Source organism: Butyrivibrio sp. YAB3001 (genome assembly GCF_900112195.1).
Taxonomy (GTDB): Bacteria; Bacillota; Clostridia; order Lachnospirales; family Lachnospiraceae; genus Butyrivibrio.
On record NZ_FOKR01000007.1, the window covers coordinates 124,091 to 142,330 of the forward strand.

The 18,240-nt window shown below is 38.9% G+C and carries 22 protein-coding genes; 1 reads left to right on the forward strand and 21 read right to left on the reverse strand.

Going from position 1 to position 18,240, the window contains the following annotated elements; all coding sequences use genetic code 11:
- Positions 1 to 17 precede the first annotated feature (17 nt).
- Together BM086_RS09570 and BM086_RS09575 are read right to left on the reverse strand one after the other, a co-directional pair.
- Positions 18 to 989: a carbohydrate ABC transporter permease gene (locus tag BM086_RS09570; RefSeq protein ID WP_092325799.1), complete on the reverse strand. Its 972-nt coding sequence runs from the start codon at positions 987 to 989 to the stop codon at positions 18 to 20.
- 12 nt (positions 990 to 1,001) lie between these two features.
- Complete coding sequence (locus BM086_RS09575) at positions 1,002 to 1,925, reverse strand: ABC transporter permease (RefSeq protein ID WP_092325800.1); 924 nt, start codon at positions 1,923 to 1,925, stop codon at positions 1,002 to 1,004.
- Positions 1,926 to 2,074: 149 nt separating this feature from the next.
- Here BM086_RS09575 and BM086_RS09580 point away from each other — a divergent pair, with 149 nt between their 5' ends.
- Positions 2,075 to 3,139 carry an AraC family transcriptional regulator gene (locus BM086_RS09580; protein ID WP_092325801.1) on the forward strand — a complete coding sequence of 355 codons (1,065 nt, stop codon included), beginning with the start codon at positions 2,075 to 2,077 and terminating at the stop codon, positions 3,137 to 3,139.
- Between the two features lie 59 nt (positions 3,140 to 3,198).
- On the opposite strand, the gene BM086_RS09585 is transcribed toward BM086_RS09580, so the two are convergent.
- The 19 genes from BM086_RS09585 to BM086_RS09675 all read right to left on the reverse strand — a co-directional run bounded on the left by BM086_RS09585 (position 3,199) and on the right by BM086_RS09675 (position 18,224).
- Positions 3,199 to 3,651, reverse strand: coding sequence for a hypothetical protein (locus BM086_RS09585; protein WP_175560193.1), 453 nt, complete (start codon positions 3,649 to 3,651; stop codon positions 3,199 to 3,201).
- Between the two features lie 148 nt (positions 3,652 to 3,799).
- Positions 3,800 to 4,840 (reverse strand): phosphotransferase enzyme family protein, encoded by a 1,041-nt coding sequence (locus tag BM086_RS09590; protein WP_092325802.1) that lies wholly within the window; start codon positions 4,838 to 4,840, stop codon positions 3,800 to 3,802.
- Positions 4,841 to 4,896: 56 nt separating this feature from the next.
- On the reverse strand, positions 4,897 to 5,298 hold the full coding sequence (locus tag BM086_RS09595) for a hypothetical protein (RefSeq protein WP_092325803.1): 402 nt from the start codon (positions 5,296 to 5,298) through the stop codon (positions 4,897 to 4,899).
- A 70-nt stretch (positions 5,299 to 5,368) separates the two neighbouring features.
- On the reverse strand, positions 5,369 to 5,962 hold the full coding sequence (locus BM086_RS09600) for a hypothetical protein (RefSeq protein WP_092325804.1): 594 nt from the start codon (positions 5,960 to 5,962) through the stop codon (positions 5,369 to 5,371).
- Positions 5,963 to 6,007: 45 nt separating this feature from the next.
- Positions 6,008 to 6,517, reverse strand: coding sequence for a GNAT family N-acetyltransferase (locus BM086_RS09605; RefSeq protein ID WP_092325805.1), 510 nt, complete (start codon positions 6,515 to 6,517; stop codon positions 6,008 to 6,010).
- Between the two features lie 45 nt (positions 6,518 to 6,562).
- Entirely contained in the window at positions 6,563 to 7,090 is a 528-nt protein-coding gene (locus tag BM086_RS09610; protein WP_092325806.1) for a hypothetical protein, read from the reverse strand.
- A gap of 21 nt (positions 7,091 to 7,111) precedes the next feature.
- Entirely contained in the window at positions 7,112 to 8,344 is a 1,233-nt protein-coding gene (locus BM086_RS09615) for an MFS transporter (RefSeq protein WP_092325807.1), read from the reverse strand.
- 167 nt (positions 8,345 to 8,511) lie between these two features.
- A complete protein-coding gene (locus BM086_RS09620; RefSeq protein ID WP_092325808.1) occupies positions 8,512 to 9,156 on the reverse strand; it encodes a GNAT family N-acetyltransferase in 645 nt (214 codons plus the stop codon).
- Positions 9,157 to 9,304: 148 nt separating this feature from the next.
- Positions 9,305 to 9,535 (reverse strand): hypothetical protein, encoded by a 231-nt coding sequence (locus BM086_RS09625; RefSeq protein WP_092325809.1) that lies wholly within the window; start codon positions 9,533 to 9,535, stop codon positions 9,305 to 9,307.
- Positions 9,536 to 9,734: 199 nt separating this feature from the next.
- On the reverse strand, positions 9,735 to 11,195 hold the full coding sequence (gene abc-f / locus BM086_RS09630; protein ID WP_092325810.1) for a ribosomal protection-like ABC-F family protein: 1,461 nt from the start codon (positions 11,193 to 11,195) through the stop codon (positions 9,735 to 9,737).
- 441 nt (positions 11,196 to 11,636) lie between these two features.
- Positions 11,637 to 11,795 (reverse strand): hypothetical protein, encoded by a 159-nt coding sequence (locus BM086_RS20890; protein WP_175560194.1) that lies wholly within the window; start codon positions 11,793 to 11,795, stop codon positions 11,637 to 11,639.
- A 28-nt stretch (positions 11,796 to 11,823) separates the two neighbouring features.
- Positions 11,824 to 12,117, reverse strand: a complete 294-nt coding sequence (locus BM086_RS09635) for a GNAT family N-acetyltransferase (RefSeq protein ID WP_207650977.1) — start codon at positions 12,115 to 12,117, stop codon at positions 11,824 to 11,826.
- 63 nt (positions 12,118 to 12,180) lie between these two features.
- Positions 12,181 to 12,720, reverse strand: coding sequence for a hypothetical protein (locus BM086_RS09640; protein ID WP_092325811.1), 540 nt, complete (start codon positions 12,718 to 12,720; stop codon positions 12,181 to 12,183).
- Positions 12,717 to 13,130 (reverse strand): nucleotidyltransferase domain-containing protein, encoded by a 414-nt coding sequence (locus BM086_RS09645; protein WP_175560195.1) that lies wholly within the window; start codon positions 13,128 to 13,130, stop codon positions 12,717 to 12,719. Before BM086_RS09645 ends, BM086_RS09640 begins: the two co-directional genes overlap by 4 nt.
- 335 nt (positions 13,131 to 13,465) lie before the next feature.
- Positions 13,466 to 14,272, reverse strand: coding sequence for a hypothetical protein (locus BM086_RS09650; protein WP_092325813.1), 807 nt, complete (start codon positions 14,270 to 14,272; stop codon positions 13,466 to 13,468).
- A gap of 70 nt (positions 14,273 to 14,342) precedes the next feature.
- Positions 14,343 to 14,723: a hypothetical protein gene (locus BM086_RS09655; RefSeq protein ID WP_092325814.1), complete on the reverse strand. Its 381-nt coding sequence runs from the start codon at positions 14,721 to 14,723 to the stop codon at positions 14,343 to 14,345.
- Positions 14,724 to 15,041: 318 nt separating this feature from the next.
- Positions 15,042 to 15,356 carry a hypothetical protein gene (locus BM086_RS09665; protein WP_092325816.1) on the reverse strand — a complete coding sequence of 105 codons (315 nt, stop codon included), beginning with the start codon at positions 15,354 to 15,356 and terminating at the stop codon, positions 15,042 to 15,044.
- Positions 15,357 to 15,361: 5 nt separating this feature from the next.
- Positions 15,362 to 15,658: a histidine phosphatase family protein gene (locus BM086_RS09670; protein WP_092325817.1), complete on the reverse strand. Its 297-nt coding sequence runs from the start codon at positions 15,656 to 15,658 to the stop codon at positions 15,362 to 15,364.
- A gap of 193 nt (positions 15,659 to 15,851) precedes the next feature.
- Complete coding sequence (locus BM086_RS09675; RefSeq protein ID WP_092325818.1) at positions 15,852 to 18,224, reverse strand: ABC transporter substrate-binding protein; 2,373 nt, start codon at positions 18,222 to 18,224, stop codon at positions 15,852 to 15,854.
- Positions 18,225 to 18,240 lie beyond the last annotated feature (16 nt).

The window sequence follows — 18,240 nt, forward strand, 5'->3', positions numbered from 1 at the left end:
CACTCAGTTTCGTAATATCAGCCTTTAACAGCTCCGATGGTAAGTCCTTTGACAAAGTACCTCTGCACAAACGGATAAAGAAGTACTATTGGTCCTGTCGCAATTATGGTCATTGCCATTTTCATTCCCTCAAGTGGAATTGAAGGAAGCGCAATACCTGATTTTTCAGCAACAATCCTCATCGCTTCTGCGCTTCCAAGGATTCTCTGAAGGTAATACTGCAATGTAAACATATCCTCATTTGTCACAAACAGCATGCAGTTGTACCAATCGTTCCAGTATGCCAGTGCTGCAAAAAGAGAAAGCGTTGCGATAAGGGGCTTACTTAGTGGCAATATAAGTTTTGCAAATATGGTTATGTCATTTGCACCATCTATCTTTGCGGATTCCGAAATCTCTGCAGGAATTCCTGTCATAAATGATTTTGCAATGATCATGTTCCACACAGAGAACATCAGCGGAAGGATAAGCCCCACAATACTGTTCTTGAAATTAAGATAACGTGTGCACATCAGGTACCATGGCACGAGGCCACCATTAAACAATGTTGTGAAGAAGAAGAAAAACGAAAACTGGTTTCTCCACGGAAAATCCTTTCTGCTAAGTACATATCCCGTCATCGTAGCAAGCATCACAGAAAGAAAAGTTCCTATTACCGTAACGCTTATTGTCATCCCATATGCCTTAAGAATCGCTGTAGGATTCTTTAAACATAATGCGTAGCTCTGCAGGCTAAGTTCTGAAAGCCTTGGCAAAATAGGATATCCATCTCTTATCAGTGAGGTTTCACTGGTAAATGACGCAACTATTATCAAGTAGAAAGGGATCACACATATAAGTGCGAATATTCCTACTGCAAGTGCCCCCACAATATTTACTGAGAGCTGATCGCTGCTTATTTTCTTTTTCTTTCTTATCACTGTCTTATCCGACAGTTTCTGTTCTTCAATTATTGTGCCTTCGGTAAGGCTGATGGTTTCAGCAGACATTTATTACCTCCCTTAATACAGTGCATAATCCGGATTGGCTTTTTTCACCAGCTTATTGCATACCATAATCGTGATAAAGCAAAGAACTGACTGGTATAGCCCAGCCGCTGCAGACACTCCTACATTTCCATTGTCTATGAGCAACCGGAAGACATAGGTGTCGATAACATCAGTCATCGGCTGAAGGAGTGCACTGCTCTTTACGGTCTGGTAGAACAACCCGAAATCACCGCGGAAGATGTTTCCGATACCAAGGAGTACCAGGATCATCATCGTAGGACGGAGGGAAGGAATTGTAAGGTATTTGATCTTCTGCCATGCAGAAGCACCATCGATTGATGCAGCTTCAAACATTTCCTGATCCATTCCTGTGATTGCTGCGAGATATACTACTGAGCCATATCCTGTCTGTTTCCACAGTTTAAGGAATATCAGGACAAAGGGCCATGCCCCTGGCGTGTTATAAAGGTCAAAGGGCGTTCCTCCAAAAGATGTTACGATATTGTTGAATACGCCGCGCTCGTAGTTAAAGACGTTATAGATTATTGCTCCTGCCACAACCCAGCTGATGAAGTATGGAAGAAACATAAGGGACTGCACCGTCTTCTTAAACAGTTTGTTGATAATTTCATTCAGAAGGATGGCGCTTCCCATTTCGAATACAACTCCGAAAAAGATGAATGCTATATTGTACAAAAGCGTGTTCCTTGTTACCTGCAGAAGCTTCCCTGAAATAAAAAGTGCCTTGAAATTACTCAGCCCATTCCATGGTGAAAAGTATATTCCTCCGTTATATTGATACTTCTTAAATGCCATAACTATGCCGGTCATTGGAATATAGCTGAATACTATAACATATATGAGTGCCGGTAATAGCATCAGTAATAACATCCAGTGCCGTTTAAGATTTTTTACCAGATATTCTCCTCTCCCCATGGTCAAACTCCTTCTAAATTCAGTAATATCAGCGTTTCAAGCTCTTTGATATGTTTTGATTTTATCGTTCGTCAAAAGGACAAACAATGACACGAAACGACTTTGGTGGTAAAATTTGTAACATATATGGGAATGATTAGGAGACAATTATGTTAAGAGAAGTATCCAAAGACTATATAACAAGTGCAAAACCAAACGCGTCATTCAGCATAAATACTGGCAGCGATTCAAACTATTATCAGTTAAAGCTGCCCTACCAGATCACATATGAATTCTGTAGCGGTACCGAAGAAGATGATTATATGAACGCTATAACATTTTCAGAAGATGAATTCTTTTACGCCAGGGATTCTTTTCAAGGCCATGACAAAGCATTTCATGATCATCCCCTTCATTTCCACGATTATTACGAAATCATGATAGTTCTGAGTGGAACTGTGACGCAGCGCATAGAAGATATAGACTACAAATACCCTGCCGGCACATGCTGTCTCATAAATAGAGGCATACGACATGCAGAAAATTTTGATACAGAGTCAAGCATCCTGTTCGTAGGACTGTCAACCAGTATGATTGGTGAACTGTTTACGGTTGCAGAACACTCTTCTTTTCATTCTGAAAAGGATTTTATGAAGAGCAACCTATACAGTTTTATCATTTCAGATCTCGATAATCCTGATCGGAAAGCATATCTGGATATGATACCCGCTTTCGCAAAGGCTACCGGCTTTGAGCAGTTAAAGAATCTTTCAACCGAAATGCTGAACACAATGATGTTTCCTCACTTTGGATCTTCATATAAGATGAGAAGCCTGTTATCTGAACTGCTTTACTTTATTTCAAGCACAGACAATTACCACTGCACCGAAGTAGAAATGGGTATGGGAAATGATCAGCTCCTGTTTAGCCGTGTCGAACACCTTATGACGGAAAGAAATGGACGAGTAACCCGCTCAGAGCTTGAGAAAGTACTTAATTACAGCGGAGATTACCTTAATAGAATAGTGAATAAATTTACAGGTATGTGCCTTTACGACTATGGAATGACCTTCTGCTTGCGAAAAGCAGCAATGGATCTTGTAAACACAAAGGAATCCATCTCTTCAATTGCACAGAACCTGCAATTCTCCAACCGGACACATTTTTACTCTCTATTCGAAAAACAGTATCATATGACTCCAAAGGAATACCGGGCAAAACATATTTCACCATAAAACAAAGAGGTCTTACCATTGTAATCATAATGGTAAGACCGGTATATTTTTTCCAATAATTATGTAATATTATGTTCCTCCATTGCTGCGCTCCACACTTCTCCTATTGGAGCTAGGAGTACATTTTGACTTGCGGCCAGTTCTCTGTATCTTCGATTCATTTCTTGCTGGTTTTCAGGCTTTCTCTTCTCAGCCCAGGTTTCGAAGATGACCGGTTTTGTCCCAACTTTTTTGCACAATTCTATAATCCTGCCAGCATTTGCTATAGTATCCGGCTCATCTCCCATTGGATGGGCTTGTTCCTGGATCACGCAGTAGTCGTAACCGCCGTGAAGTATGCTAAAACGCTCTGAAAAGTACTCCTCTTCCATGTGCCATTTAAGAGATCTGCCAGAATAGGCTAACATAGTAACAAGGCAAGGCTGCCCTGTGGAGTCCTCGAGCATACGTCTTGTTAGCTCGGGCATATCATTCATATATGTATGACTGTTTCCAATAAAAAGAACTTTCATTGTCTCCTCCCGTTACTTGAAACTAGTAAACTGCTGTCATAGCTATAATGATTCTATGCCAAAAGGCATATAAAAAAGAGACTTTTTAAAGTGATTTCTTCTAAAAACCTCTTTTCGTGCCAAGCAAGTGGTACAATATACCGGAATCTTACATCTCTACCTCAAAAGGTGATTCAACATCAAAAATATCACTGTAGAAACCAAACCAGCTAAGCCCCTCCACAAGGCACTTCACATTGTAGCTTTCTTCCTCATCAAAAACGAATTCTTCGCCTGAAGCCTTCTTTACCTCAAAGACATCAATGATATTTTCCATCAATACTGCATTGACCATCATTTCCAGATGCTCAAGTTCTTCATTGGTTATGGTACACTCAGTCCGGTATCCATTAATGACCGTCTGCATATATTTTTCCATATATGCCCTTCTTTCATTCACGTCATTATTCCAGGCAATCCACCCAAGACCATGAGACCATAAATTGGCAATATCATATAAATACCAGCAAGTACGGCAGTTATCAAAATCAAATACATTGATTTTCCCTGTATCATACTCAATGTTATAGTTTCCATCGCTATAGTCAAAGTGAACCATTCCATAGTTTTCAGAGCTCCGCGGAAGTTTTCGCAGTTCCTCCAAAATTTTATGCAGCCTGTCTTTTACCCGACGCCCCATCTCCATATGTAAACAACAGAAATCATCCGGGATAAGGCTCTCGAAATAGTTTTCATTGTACTTCTCGAAGAAATCAAAACGCTTATGAATCGGGCTATAGTTCTTTGAAAGAGCATGTATTTTCCCTAAAACCTTGCCGGTAAGATAGAAGTACTCGTTTATCGAAACTCCATCAATATACTTGTAACCATGATCGGCTATCTGATCACCTTTTGCAATCTCGAACATGGTTACTACCTTCTCATCGATAATTTCAATATGGTTACCTTTCCCTGAGGGGATGGATTCTGCCACGCTGGCTCCACCTTCAGAAAGATAATGTACATACTCGATTTCCGCCTCATAATCCTCAATGCTTCTATCTGAAAGAGAAGACACTCTGAGAACCGAATCATTTCCAATCATAAATACCAAATTCCTGCCGCCCTCATGCCCGTGGACTTCCTTGGCTGAGGCAGTATCGAATCCGTAAAGCTGTGCCGCTTTGATTAAAAGATCTTTTTTTGTCATATGACTTTTTTAATCCTTTTCTTCTTGGTCGATTATCCTGCAATATATTGCTTACTTTAATGCCCTTCAATGTTGTCTGGGAAAGGTGCATCACCATAAATAGTTATAATATAACTCCCATCATTCTTTTCCAACGCATAATACTCATATCGTGCCTCAAATATGCTGTCCGCCTCATCCTCAGGCATATTTGAATTAAATGTGACCTTGGATTGACATTCAACATAGTTACTTGTTCCAGAAGTGTTTCCGGTAAAAGAATATGTATCAACTATACTTGCATCTTCTATAGACTTCTCTATATATGCCGTTAGCTCTTTTGTCTGCTTGTTTGTTGCCGCATGATTGGCTATATATCCAACTACCTCTATTACTACAAAAAGAGATAAAAGCAGAGCTGGAATCGATACTATCGTAATTCCTATTACTACAAAAATCTTACTAAATACCTTTTTCATACATTCCCCCTACGATAGTATACTTTACTGTAAGATAACTTACTATCGCATCATCCTTATAAAGTGGTATTTATTGAGTTCGTCTCTTCGCTATAGCTGTAAAGATCATTCGACCAGCGCACATCGAGAGGATTGTAACTATATTCCATATAACAACAAATACACGGAATTCTTCCGGTACAAGGGTTAACATATAAACGTATGCCACTGTAAGTATGGATCCAAAAAGCAAATTGGGAATTCTTAATTTCGGCATATGCTGATTAACAAGTTCCATATCGCTGACAAGAAAAATGGGTCCCACAAAAAGATAAGACACAATCTCCCCTATATGAAGCGTCATAAATAGCCATAACGCAATACAGAAGAATTCATTAGCCTCTCCAACAATCCTAATAATCCCGGCAGAGATTATAGCAAATAATGCATTTGCCATCAGTCCTCCATAAGCGCTAAGCACATACTGGATTGGTTTAAGATTTTCCCACACTTCAGCATCTACACCACCTGGTGTCGAAAAGAATATGTATGGCTTTACCTGTACCCTCCACCAATCATTTTTCAGATTATATTTGCGATACCATAATGCATGACCCACTTCATGCAGCCAAACAACCGCATATAAAACAATATATCCAATTAAAAAATATAAAATGTATTTCAAACTACAATTCTCCTTCTATACAGGAAGATAATCCTACAATCATAATCATTTCACAGCCTTGAGTACAAATCCCTGAAGTTCCAGCTCTTTTCCGGAATCAGTAGTCATCTTCTCTATACCCTGATCTATGATTTCATAATCATCTGCAAACTTGCGAAGAAGCTTCATGCTGCCAATGTTGCGTACGTCAGCCTCGTAAAAGAACTCAGTTTTCCCGTATTTATCACGAGCTCGGTCAAGTGCCACCTTTAATGCTTCGTATGCGTAGCCTTTATTCCATTCAGATGCTTTAATCCATACACCAACCTCAGGGCACACTTCTGAAAGGCCATGTATTTCTGAACTTCCGACAAACTTTCCCTCTTCAGATATTACTGATAGCAAGATTGTTTCTCCATGCTCAGCTTCATCAAGAAAACTCTGCAGCAGATCTTTTGCTTCCTCTAAACTTTCAAACGGATCTGGCCACTGATACTTTGTGATCTCCTCGGTAAACGCATTGAAATAATCTTCTAAATAATCCATTCGAAATGGTTCTATTTCGATTTTTCCCACTCATTTCCCTCCAACATAAAACTGCAATTTACAATAAGCCATGACTTAGGCATAGCATTCAAATTCTTCCAACTGACTTCCAATCCTGTTTACAGCTACATCGATAAAATTCATCAGCATCTCAGAAGGAAAATACTTGTGACCAGAAACATCAAATCGCTCTGTGTCAGAGCAGTTCCAGAATGTGTTCTGTATTTCTGACAAGCTATCTGCAGCTGCTATAGCCTGTTCATTTGTCATGTCTCTAAGGTCATCACCCTCAATACTTTCTATAACGATCCAAATATCTTTCCCGTCATTATAGTTTCCATAGAATGCAGGAACTTTAAAACCATGTCCCTGCAGATAGTTTGCATAATTTGTCACTTCCCTTTCAGATGTTTTTTTCAAGATTTTTATGCCATTTGCTGACCTGATCTTATAAACATCATATTCGCGAAAATCGTCCTCTTCTTCACTATAACGCTCGCAGATTCTTGTTATATCCTCAAAAAGTCCATCTCCCAATATTGTCGCAACTATACTTTTAATTTTGACATCAACATTACTATTCTCATACCTACCAATATTCAATGGTATACGCCTCCGTCCTCGTTATTCGTCTGCCTTCTTATACAAAAGCGGGAAACTTGCACGATCAAACACATTCAGTAGTAAAATCAGCATAATTGCTATGACACCAACTACAGCAACAAAAAGCCAGGCACTACTAAAGCCATATGTATCAAACAATTTTCCTATTAGGATATTTCCAAGAGACGTTATGGCCATACAAAAGATATTGATTGTTGAGTTTACCCTTCCCCAATGTGTTGAAGGCACACGCCTTGTCATGTAGGGTGAGCTGGCTATGGTACAGAAGATTTCTCCTATCGTAAACACTGTCATCAGCACGAAATAAACAGGAATCCATCTGCCAAAGAAATTAAAGCTGACAAGACCAATTACGATCAAGGCTTCGCCAATCAGGAATTTCCTGACATCAATAATATTTGCAAGAAGCGTTGTTATAAGCGGAGTTCCAATTACAACCACTATCGCATTTGTACTGGTTAGTAGTCCAAATATCGTTGCACCTTTAGCATCATAAAGGTGCTCCATGTGAAGCGGCAAAAGATAATTGAACTGCGAGTAAACCAGATTACAGAATCCCGAGGCAGCAATGTACAAAAGCAGTATTTTACGCTCCTTCAGGATTTCCAATAGCTTTGCTCCTTCGCGTTTTTCCTCATACTCACTTACATTTTTCTTTTCAACACTAAGCTTCTTGATAAAAAGAATAATTAAAAGTGTTGAAGAAAACGTCGCTACTGAGGTTATCAAAAAGGCAAGCCATAAATAGTGTTCAAATAATAACCCGCCAAGCGTAGGTGCAAGCACAAGTCCCAGATTCATGCCAAGGTACTGAAGACTATATGCCTGCTCTCTGTTGTCAGAATCACTAAGGTCAGCGATAAGCGCATCATAAGATGGTCCTTCTACCGCTGCAAAAAGACCTGCAATATAGAAAAGAGCGACACTGACAAAGGATAGTGGAATCAAACCGCTGATAAAATAGCAGATTACAGTTACCATATCACAACAAACTATAATCTTTTTTCTACTAACACTGTCGGCAAGCTTTCCACCCAGTATTACAATTGGAAATTGGAATATTGCCAGTACCATATCTATAGTTGCAATGGTTGTAGCACTGTAACCAAGCTTATTCTTGAGAATCAGTGTCATTATGGGCCAGATAAGAGAACCCATGCTTGTTACTATGCGTCCAAAAAATAGGACGTAGATTTCTTTGCTTAAATTCTTGTATTGCTTTAAATACTTCATTGCTAGTTAATGTTCCTTATGTATGTTATTTGCTAAGTTCCTCGATGGTCTTATCGATTTCATCAAGTTCTCTGCCATATTTTACACCCCATTCGGTCTTAAGGAGCTGTTTCTTTTTCTTATAGTACTTGATGGCAGATTCTGTGTCGCCTCATCCAATCATCGGTTTAATTATCGTCATTATTGTCTCTACAGCACCATCGACAAATTTGTCCGACATCTCTGTCTGCGTTAATCTTACGTGCAAATGCAGCATATTTTTCAATATCCGATGTTACTGCTACTAAATTCCCCACATAGCGCATGGTAAAGGCTTTTTCATCTACATTCCCGTTCAGCACACAGCATGCTGGATCTTTAAATATTTCAAATCCGCAGTTTAAGTGGAACCGCAAAGAGGCCTCGTTACTCTTATTTACAGTGTCTGTTATTTCGAAAAAACCTTCACTTCCAAGTTTTTCAAATAACAGTTCCATCATTTTTCTTGCATAGCCCTTTCTCCTTTGAGAGGGCATAGTCTCAAGTGCCTCAGCAAAAAAATTATTGTCTTTGCCTTCTACGGGAAAAAGACGGATAGCCGATAGCCATTCCCCATTGTCTTCAATGGCATAATATCTATTTCCCGGTTTATTGTAAAATCCAGTTTTCAAATAATCATAGAACTTCTGCTCCACAAGATGACGTCCCTTATCTAGATCAGTCTCTTCTGGATAAAAATATGAAGCATTATCCTCATTGCTTTCACGATAAACTTCCATTAGTTTCGAAAAGTCCAAGGATTCCAATGTATAAAATTCCAGCAATCTCATCATTTCATTATTTCCTCAACTTCCGCGCATCTTCATATTTTTCATCATCAAACAATGCCCTCGCTTCGGATATCATTTTCTGTATTTTTTCCATAAAAGAACTTCCCAAACCTCTCCTAAGTTATATAGTCTTATTCTAGTTCTCTAATGTTTATTTTTCTCTTGTATATGGAAATACTTTTCCACAATCGTTGCATTTGAAGTATTCTGTAAAATTGCCCTTAACGACAGGTGTACTGCTGGCCATGCGAGATCTGCCTCCGACATCAAAAGCATTAAGCAAAACACCACTTACTCCAGCATTTCCATCCTCCATGTCAATCTTGGTATAATTGATACTCTTGCATTTTGGACATTTGATTTTCTTGATAAAAAAACCCATTTTGTCGTCCCTCTTCTTAACTGTCCTATCCTCATGCATTGGTTAAAAAAATAAGATTATTATGCCTCAGATTATATACAGTTTCTTCATCCTTGGGCCTTAAATGTAATAATTAACCGCCAGATTGTAATAATTTGCAGTTTCTTTAGGTATAAATAAGCCTATTGTCCTACTAACTTTTTTTCAAAGTCTTCATGCCTTACTTTTCGTGTCTTATCTTCGCATCGTCGATGTATAACCTTTCTGTGGCAATCCTGTCTACAAATGTCTTGTCATGAGATGTAAATACCAATGTTCCTTCATACTCCACCAGCATTTTTTCCAGAGCTTCGACAGATGGGATGTCCAGATAATTAGTGGGCTCATCAAGGATAAGGAGATTCACGTCCGATACAAACAGCATTGCAAAGGACAGTTTCATGCGCTCTCCACCTGAAAGTTCTTTTGCCTTTTTATTCATATCTCTTTCCGAAAGCAAAAGCCGGGCCAAAACTATTCTTGATATACTCTCACTTTGTATACTGACTCTGCGAACATTTTCAAGGACTGTCTGCCCAAGATCAATCTGGGACATATTTTGCCTTGCATAGCCTATCTTGGCTCCCGGGACAACGTATACTCCTTCCCTCCTGCTGATGAGTTCAAGCAAGGTCGTCTTGCCTGCTCCATTTCCACCCAGAAGAGCCACCTTGCTTCCATTTTTTATCATGAAATCAGCATCATCGAGGATAATGTGATCATCATAGGCAAAAGAAATATGCTCTCCGCGGATCAATATCGGATTCCTTGGCGGATTTGTCAGTCTGAAATCTGGTCTGACGGTAGGTTCTTCCTTGGGCTTTTCTTTTACCTCCATATGTTCAAGGCGTTTAAGTACGTTTGTTGCACTGCGTTCTATTCCACGAGCCTTGTCCTCCGGTTTTCTGTTGCCGATAAATGCTCTCACCTTCGCTTCACTTGCCGACATGTTCTTTGGCTTCCTGTCTACCGTTTTTGCCTTAGCTTTTTTCTCTATGTAGACACTTTGAAGCCTCTTTTTCTCAGCCTGATAATTCTCGAATTCTGCCTGCTGAGTTTTAAGCTGCTCTTCCTTCTGAGCCACATATTCATCGTAGTTTCCGTCATAGCTGTGAAGTTTGCCAAAAGAAATCTCAACTATCCTGTCGCATACTTCATTGAGGACTGCCCTGTCATGACTGATTATGACCAATGTATCTATTTCTTTTAGTCTTTTTATCAGCATTTTCACGCCATCATAATCAAGATTTGACGTAGGTTCATCTAAAAAGGCAACTGCATGGGGACTGGAAAAGAGCTGTGCCAGCCTTATCCTTGTATCTTCGCCGCCACTTACATTTTCCTGCCAGATGTGATCTGCAACTCCCATCTTACCAGCCTCTGCATAATCAGTTTCAAAATATGCACTGTTCGAACCAAACTGTTCAAAGTAAAATGGGATGCATTTTCTTGAGACTGTTCCTGTTGTTGGTTCCAACCCACCCGATAGAATCTTAAGAAGCGTACTCTTGCCTGTGCCATTCATTCCAACAAGTCCTACCTTCTCACCCTCATACAGATAGAATCTATCAAAATCAAGTACGGTCTGCTCTCCATAGGAATGAACGATCTTTTCTGCTTTTATCAATAAATTTCTTGCCATATATAATCCTCCTTTGTCGGCATAAAAAGGATGTCTCTCGCGACATTATCGCGCGAGGTGCGGATGCATGTATGCATCATTTTCATTTCGCGCCGATGCGCATCCATAGCGGAGCGTTATTTTTGTTTTGGAAAAACAAAAATAAGCCTATCCTGCGCACGCATAATAGACTCATACAAAAAAGGCCCATATATAAAAACAGGCTCCGAATGCATGATAATCCAATTTAAGCGCACACATAATGCCACTGTAAAACAGCAGCCTGATCAACATGTTCACCTAAATCAAATTATCTAATAATCATTCGTTCACCTTAGCGAAAATTCGCCCTTTCCTTTTGTTAATAGTAGCACAGCATTTCTTCCGAAGTCAAATACTCCTTTCCATGGAGAAAAATCAATCTGGTATCCGTTAAAGTACTGTGACAAATAGTCAAACAGCTCAGTATAGGCCTCTTTTGATTGTGAGAGCCCTATCAAGTTTCTCCTCTATCAAATTTGAATCTAGGAGTGGCTGCGAATAATCTTTGTCTGCGTTAATCTTACGTGCAAATGCAGCATATTTTTCAATATCCGATGTTACTGTTACTACGTTCCTCACGTTACTAAAACCTCATTTCTCAATTTTCTTAAAGAGTCTTGCACTCCAGATGGTCATATTTGCTCGGATACCTGAGAAAATAGTAATCATTCCCTTCCATATACTCCGTTTTGATAAAGCTGTGCTTTTTATAAAACTCTTCTGCTCTAAAGTTATCTTTATGGCATCCGAGGGCTATAGGTCTTATGCCGAATTCCTTGTATATCTGTGTAATTACTTTTTCTAAAACTTCGCCCCCAATGCCCATGCTTCGATAGTTCTTATCAATTACATTTCCAATTTCCTTTTTCCTTCCCGCAAAAATATAAAGGCACGTACTCACATAAAACGTAAGCACATGCCTTATGATATCATAGCAAAAGTGGCTATTCTACTGATTTATCACTTATACTTTTGCATTTTTATCAACGTATTTATCAAGAAGATCCTTGTTTTGGCAAATTTTCGTAAGTTGCTCATATACATCAAGTGCCCCATCTGAATAATTCTGCATAAGAGCAATCAACTTCCTTAAATGTATTTCTCGATTGAAATAGTCGTGCGTTATTTCATTCCTTAGCAGCAATTCGCCAAGAAATTGCTTTTCTTCCTCTTTTTGATTACTTACCAATGTATCATAACTTGTTACGCAATATCTGAGCGAAGATGACTTACCATTATAGCTGCCTTCTGCTTTTCTTATAAAGATTATTATATCAATGAAAGCCTGCGCAAAGTCATTGAGCCTAATCGCAACAATATCCAAACAATCCGCCTGAATATCAGCGTCTGTTGTGCTAAAGTACTGCTTACTTTTACTTACTATTCTTGAAGCACTTTCCTTTAAAAAGTCAAGGAGTTCAGGTACCTTCATTACATTAACCGGTTCTCTATCATCTTCAGGTTCTAAGTTAAACTGGTCAATAATGCTGTCATCCAATTTCATACCGCGATGCTCCTTTTAATTTTGATAAGTTCTTTTTCACATTCAGCTTCAAACTCACGGAGCTTATCGGGATAATAATCCGTAAACTGTATCTGAGCGTGTAATGGTGCCAAAAATACAGGAGCTGGGACACTAATATCAATAAAGAATAAATCTACATTTATTCCTCGATCTTCGAAAAACTCTTCAATTTTCACAGCTATCCCTTTATAAAGATCCAAACTATCAGCATATACAGCGATATCAACATCGCTCTTGCCATATTCAAAACGCACTGTCGGATAGCTTCCAAAAACGAATACATTATACTTATCTTCGGAAAACATAGAACGAAGTTCTCTCTGAAGCGCTATAAGATCTTTAATGCGTTCTCTGGCAGCTATCTTCTTATCCTCAACAGCTATATCCATAATCATTTCTCCATAGACAAGCGTTTATCAGTTACAAACCCATTTTAACATATTTGACATTATTATTCTCTATTATCTTCTGCTACCACCACTGTTCCGATTGTAAATACTGCAATCATACTCAACAAAACTGATATTTTCTCATACATCCCCCAAGTGATATAAAGTTTACTGTCCTTTTTTCTTCACTTTGATAATTGCACAGGATCCTAATAAACCGATCACCAATCTCCATAATAACCCTTGCACACCCAAGACAGGCGGCAACGGGCATAAAAGTACAAACATAATTAAAAAAATCCCAACGATGACAAATACATTATTTTTCATACCCATTACTCATCCAATACAAACTCAGATTTCTCATGATTCCAGGTTTCATCACTATTAAGCGTCAGATGCATAAGAATATAACCAAAAGTATCCGCATGACCGCCCATGCCCTGCATATAAAACTTGATTATCAGTTCAGGCCTTTCCCCACCGTCTTTGATAACAAAGCCACTGGCAAAATCACCCCGTATCCACGCGTCTTTGCTTAGATTGTTTCTAAGTTCCTCAAATGTTTCTTCAGTATATCCTTTGCTTTGATATATCTGCTTTACTTCATCCCAGCTTAAGGCTGCTATTCCAACATCTTCCTGGAATATTTCTACGTTTTTCTCTCCCCACAACGCTGCATAAGGATTGACTTCAGTATCCATGGGCAGTTTTATTTCTTCTCCATTTGCCCTATATACATGAGGGAGATAGCCTCCATCTCCACCATTATATTTCAAATCTTCAATCACAATCTTCTCAGGAGTTCCATCTCCGTCAAGATCCGCCTCTTTAGTATAGCCATCTTTCATGGATTCATGCTCATGTGGATTCGTAAAGTAATCAGATACAGATGCATATTCCATATCTAACCACTCGCCTTCTTGTCCTTCAGTATTTGGCTGATTTTCAATTTTACCCTCACCTGGCTTATATTCGTGTGTTGTCTCTTCCGGTACTCCTTGTGGTGTAACAATAATTTCTTCTGCCCCAAAAGCATCTGCGCCGCCGATTAATGAAGCGTTATCATTTTTCTTTTCTCCACATCCTACAGCTCCCAATATAAAAGCCAATATCAGTGCGCCCACCATTACTCTTTTCATGTCTCTCAATCCTAAGATTGTAAGTTCTACCCTGCTATTTCAATTTTTTCTCCCAATTACACTATACCAGTCAATCCAGTGATTCTTTCAAATGCTCTGCCCTGTTCTCTGCAGCATCAATCCTATTTTCAATCATATCTACCGCATCATCCAATTCGTCTATTCTGCTCTCTATATCGTCTATCTGACCATCAGCTGTATCTATATCGCCTGGAATCATAGTTCCAATAGGGCAATTGTTCTGTCTAACATCGCATCCATCACCAACACTTAAGTTTCCAACAGAGCAATTATCCAATCTGACATCACATTCATCTCCTGTGTTCAGATTATTAACAGAGCATTCCTTCAATGTCAGATTGATATTATTATCTTCTGACTGCAAGAAGCCTTTTAATAGGCCTTCAAGAACCTGTACTCTTTTCTCAAGTTCAATATATTTTTCATCCATCAAGTTTTTCCTCCACTGTTTGTTATAGTTTTATAACAAATCTCTAGTCATCGGCATTTACCGACGACTAGAGATATTTCATTCTTTTCTGGTGGACACGTTAGGCATATTGTATCCATTGAATCGCAGAACACATAACGTGCCCGACCACTTTTAACCAATCCTCTAGCCCTTTTAGGGTAGGTGGTTCCTATAAATTTACCAGTTTCATCAATAACACTTACGTTTTTTTCCATGGGTTTCTTCCCCTGCATTATTATTTTATGAGGATGCTGTTTTTTGTAATGGGTGCCGTCCCCAATCCTATAAAAACCCTATTTACAGTTCACAAACCATTTTTACTTTTATTGGTCTTTTCGTTAAAAATTCAGCATTTTCATCCATAACTGTTCTCGGATGCTGATAAATATCAATTCCAACTGTAATAGGTTCATCTATTGTATATAGGTATCCCTTTTCTGTTCCGTTATGATAAATTGTTCCATTGTCGTCATAACTCAATCGGCTTGGTTTATGAGAAAACGCCTCTGCAAGTTCTTTCCACTGAGTAATAGTACTGCCTTTTTTCATTTCTGAAAACACCATGTTTGAGCCATGATACCATATTCCATTAGGATCAATCTTTAGTTCCATTTGCTTTAATTCCCTTTTCTGTTATCTACAACCATCCCCTCATAGTTTCCAAAGCAAACTTCTATCAAGCGATTATCAGTGATTATCGGAACATTTCTGTCTCTTCTAATAATCTCCGCCGTCTTATATGCTCTCTTTAAAGGGCTTGAAAAAATATAGTCAAATCTAATGTTTTTCATGCCTTGCGAGCTTCTATCAGCTATACTTATTCCGCTTGGTGTAAGTTCTATATCAGTCCTACCCTGCAGCCTGCCCTCAATATTCCAATATGTTTCGCCATGTCTAATTATGTAAAGTTTCATATTCAAGCAACCTTCAAATTATTATGCTTCTAATTATATACAGTTCTCAGCAGTATAAGCCTTAAATGTAATAATTAACGCCCAGATTGTAATAATTAACAAAATCCTGCACCAAATGTACTTACACATCTGGTACAGGATTTTATTATCATTCCCGCTCTCTTGTTATAGTGAATATCTCGCCATTCTTTATTTATGAATTCTCGCTAATATATAGTGAAACCCTACTCTGGATGATATCTGCAACCTCTTCTACGCTCTTTTGGCCTGCATAAAAAGCCTCAGCCTCTTCGGAAATAATGCTGCATATTGTTTCATCTCCCTGATAAGGAATGGTTGTTGACTTAACAAGATCCTCGAACTGCTTGGCCTCAGCCGCACTAATGGCTTTGATCTCCACTTCAATATCATCCATGCTCATGTAGCTGCTCACCTCTTGCTTTTCGCCATTTTCGTCTATGTAGAATGGATTTTCCTGAGCTTTCTCAAGAACCGCATTGAAGGCTTTCTGGCTAACCGGCATATAAAACTCTATATTATCCTGATATTCATCTGTCAGAAAATATCTCATAAACTGCCACGCAACATCTTTATGCTTACAATTGCTGCTCATAGCAAGCTGCGTTGCAGGTTCAATGTAAGAAGTTCCGCCCAAAATTCCAGGCAGACCATTATAAACAACATCGCCGCCAAAATATCCCTCTTTTGCAAAAACATATTCATCCATGCTGTTGACAGCCAGTAGATAAAGAATCGCCTTTTTTTCCCTATATAAAGAGCCCGACGAAGAATCGTCATATTCTTCCGGGAGGAGCCCAACGTACTCAAGCAGATTATAAAAGGCCTGATTCTTGAAATTACAGGTTCCCTTCTCCCTATCTACGCATTCCTCTGCAGCAATGGAATAAAAACTATGTGCTTCTCCTTTTGAATACACACCAAACATAATAGCCGGATCTATATTTCTCTTTTCACAGATTTCCTTGTAATTGGACCAGTCCAAAGTCTCTCCACCCATAAGGTCTGCAGATGCTATACCTGTGTAGATTGTGAACTGCGGAATGAGAGTGTAGAGCTTGCCTTTTTTCTTTCCACAGTCAAGCACATTTTGAAGGTATTCGCCGGATGATAGTTCTTTATCATCTGCAAAATAGTCATCAAGAGGCTCAAAAAAGCCCTTATTCAAATACTTGTCAATAGGAATCATCTGCCCATAAATTTCAATAATATCAGGGGCCTCCCCCGACACGATATCAAGATCCAGCTTTTCAAGACCATCTATGCCTTCATTGCGGACGTAATCACCATAATCTTTGAGGACAATTCTGTACTCATCATTTGCCTTGTTGAAGTCTGCAACCGCTCTTCGTACACTATCAGAAGCAAAATAAGCAGCAAGTGTAATCTGTGTCTTTTGCTGGTTTTCACCAGGTTTAGCCTTTGTCAATCTGCTAAAAACAAAGCCATAATAGTTTTGGTCATTTTGGGCAACAAAAATATTCTCGTCATCTTCCTCAAAAAAGTATCTGATATCAAAGTTATCAGTAATATCTGAGGAGAGATAATCGCAGATCTTCGTAGCCTCTTTATCGTCAATGTTAAGCCCACAGAGACCATCATATTGATTTATCAGGAAATCATATCTGATTCCCGGATAAATAGAATATCCTTCTAGAATACCGCTTGGAATCTTATCCGTAAAATCTACAAAATCCTTTTTGGAAGTATCATATTTGTAAAAAGAGTTTTCGCCCGTCATATCGGCATCTATCAAATAAAAATTGCCATCTCTCAGAGCAATAATCTGTCTTCTTGAAAACATTTCGCCGGAATAATCCTTTACGAATTCACTATTAATACTCTCTGCCACGCCGGACTTTGTATCAAATACTATTATTCCCTTGCTTGATGAAGTCACTGCTCCAACGTTCTCGGCATAAACAAGTGAATCAAGTCCGTAGTAATTCTCGTTGATTTCCTCTTCTACAAGCGTCTTCCAGATGACATCGCCCATAGGCGAGAATTTGACTATGTACTGCTTATTCTCATAATAATCATATGAAGCCCCCTCGCTGATATCTGCATTACTATCAGTAGTCTCTTCACTGATAGCCGCATCAGCATCTGTATCTCCTTCATCAATCTCCGGTTCCTTATCTATATCCTGAGCCGTGCTGTATACTCTTTCGATCACATAGAAATTACCATCATTATCCACTGAAAGAGAATTAAACCACGCGTCCTCATCTACTTTTAGAGTAATTTCTTTTCCTACTTCTTCTCCTGAAATTGCGATAATACTATAGGTAGTAGGCTCATTGTCAAAGTGTACAGACTGCAATCCATATATTCCCTGCTCATTTTGACAAAGATAAGAAATATTTGCCCCTTTTGGCTTTTCATACTCTATTTCGTTCAAGTTGTAAATATTATGTTCTGCTTCGGCTGTATTATCATTCACAGGTGATGATGAAGCCGTTCCAAGATTTGAGTCAGTTTTTCCACACGCACAGCAAATAAAAGCTAATGCGCAAATAATTCCCAAGCTCCCCTTAAGTTTTCTCATACTTTTATTTATTCCT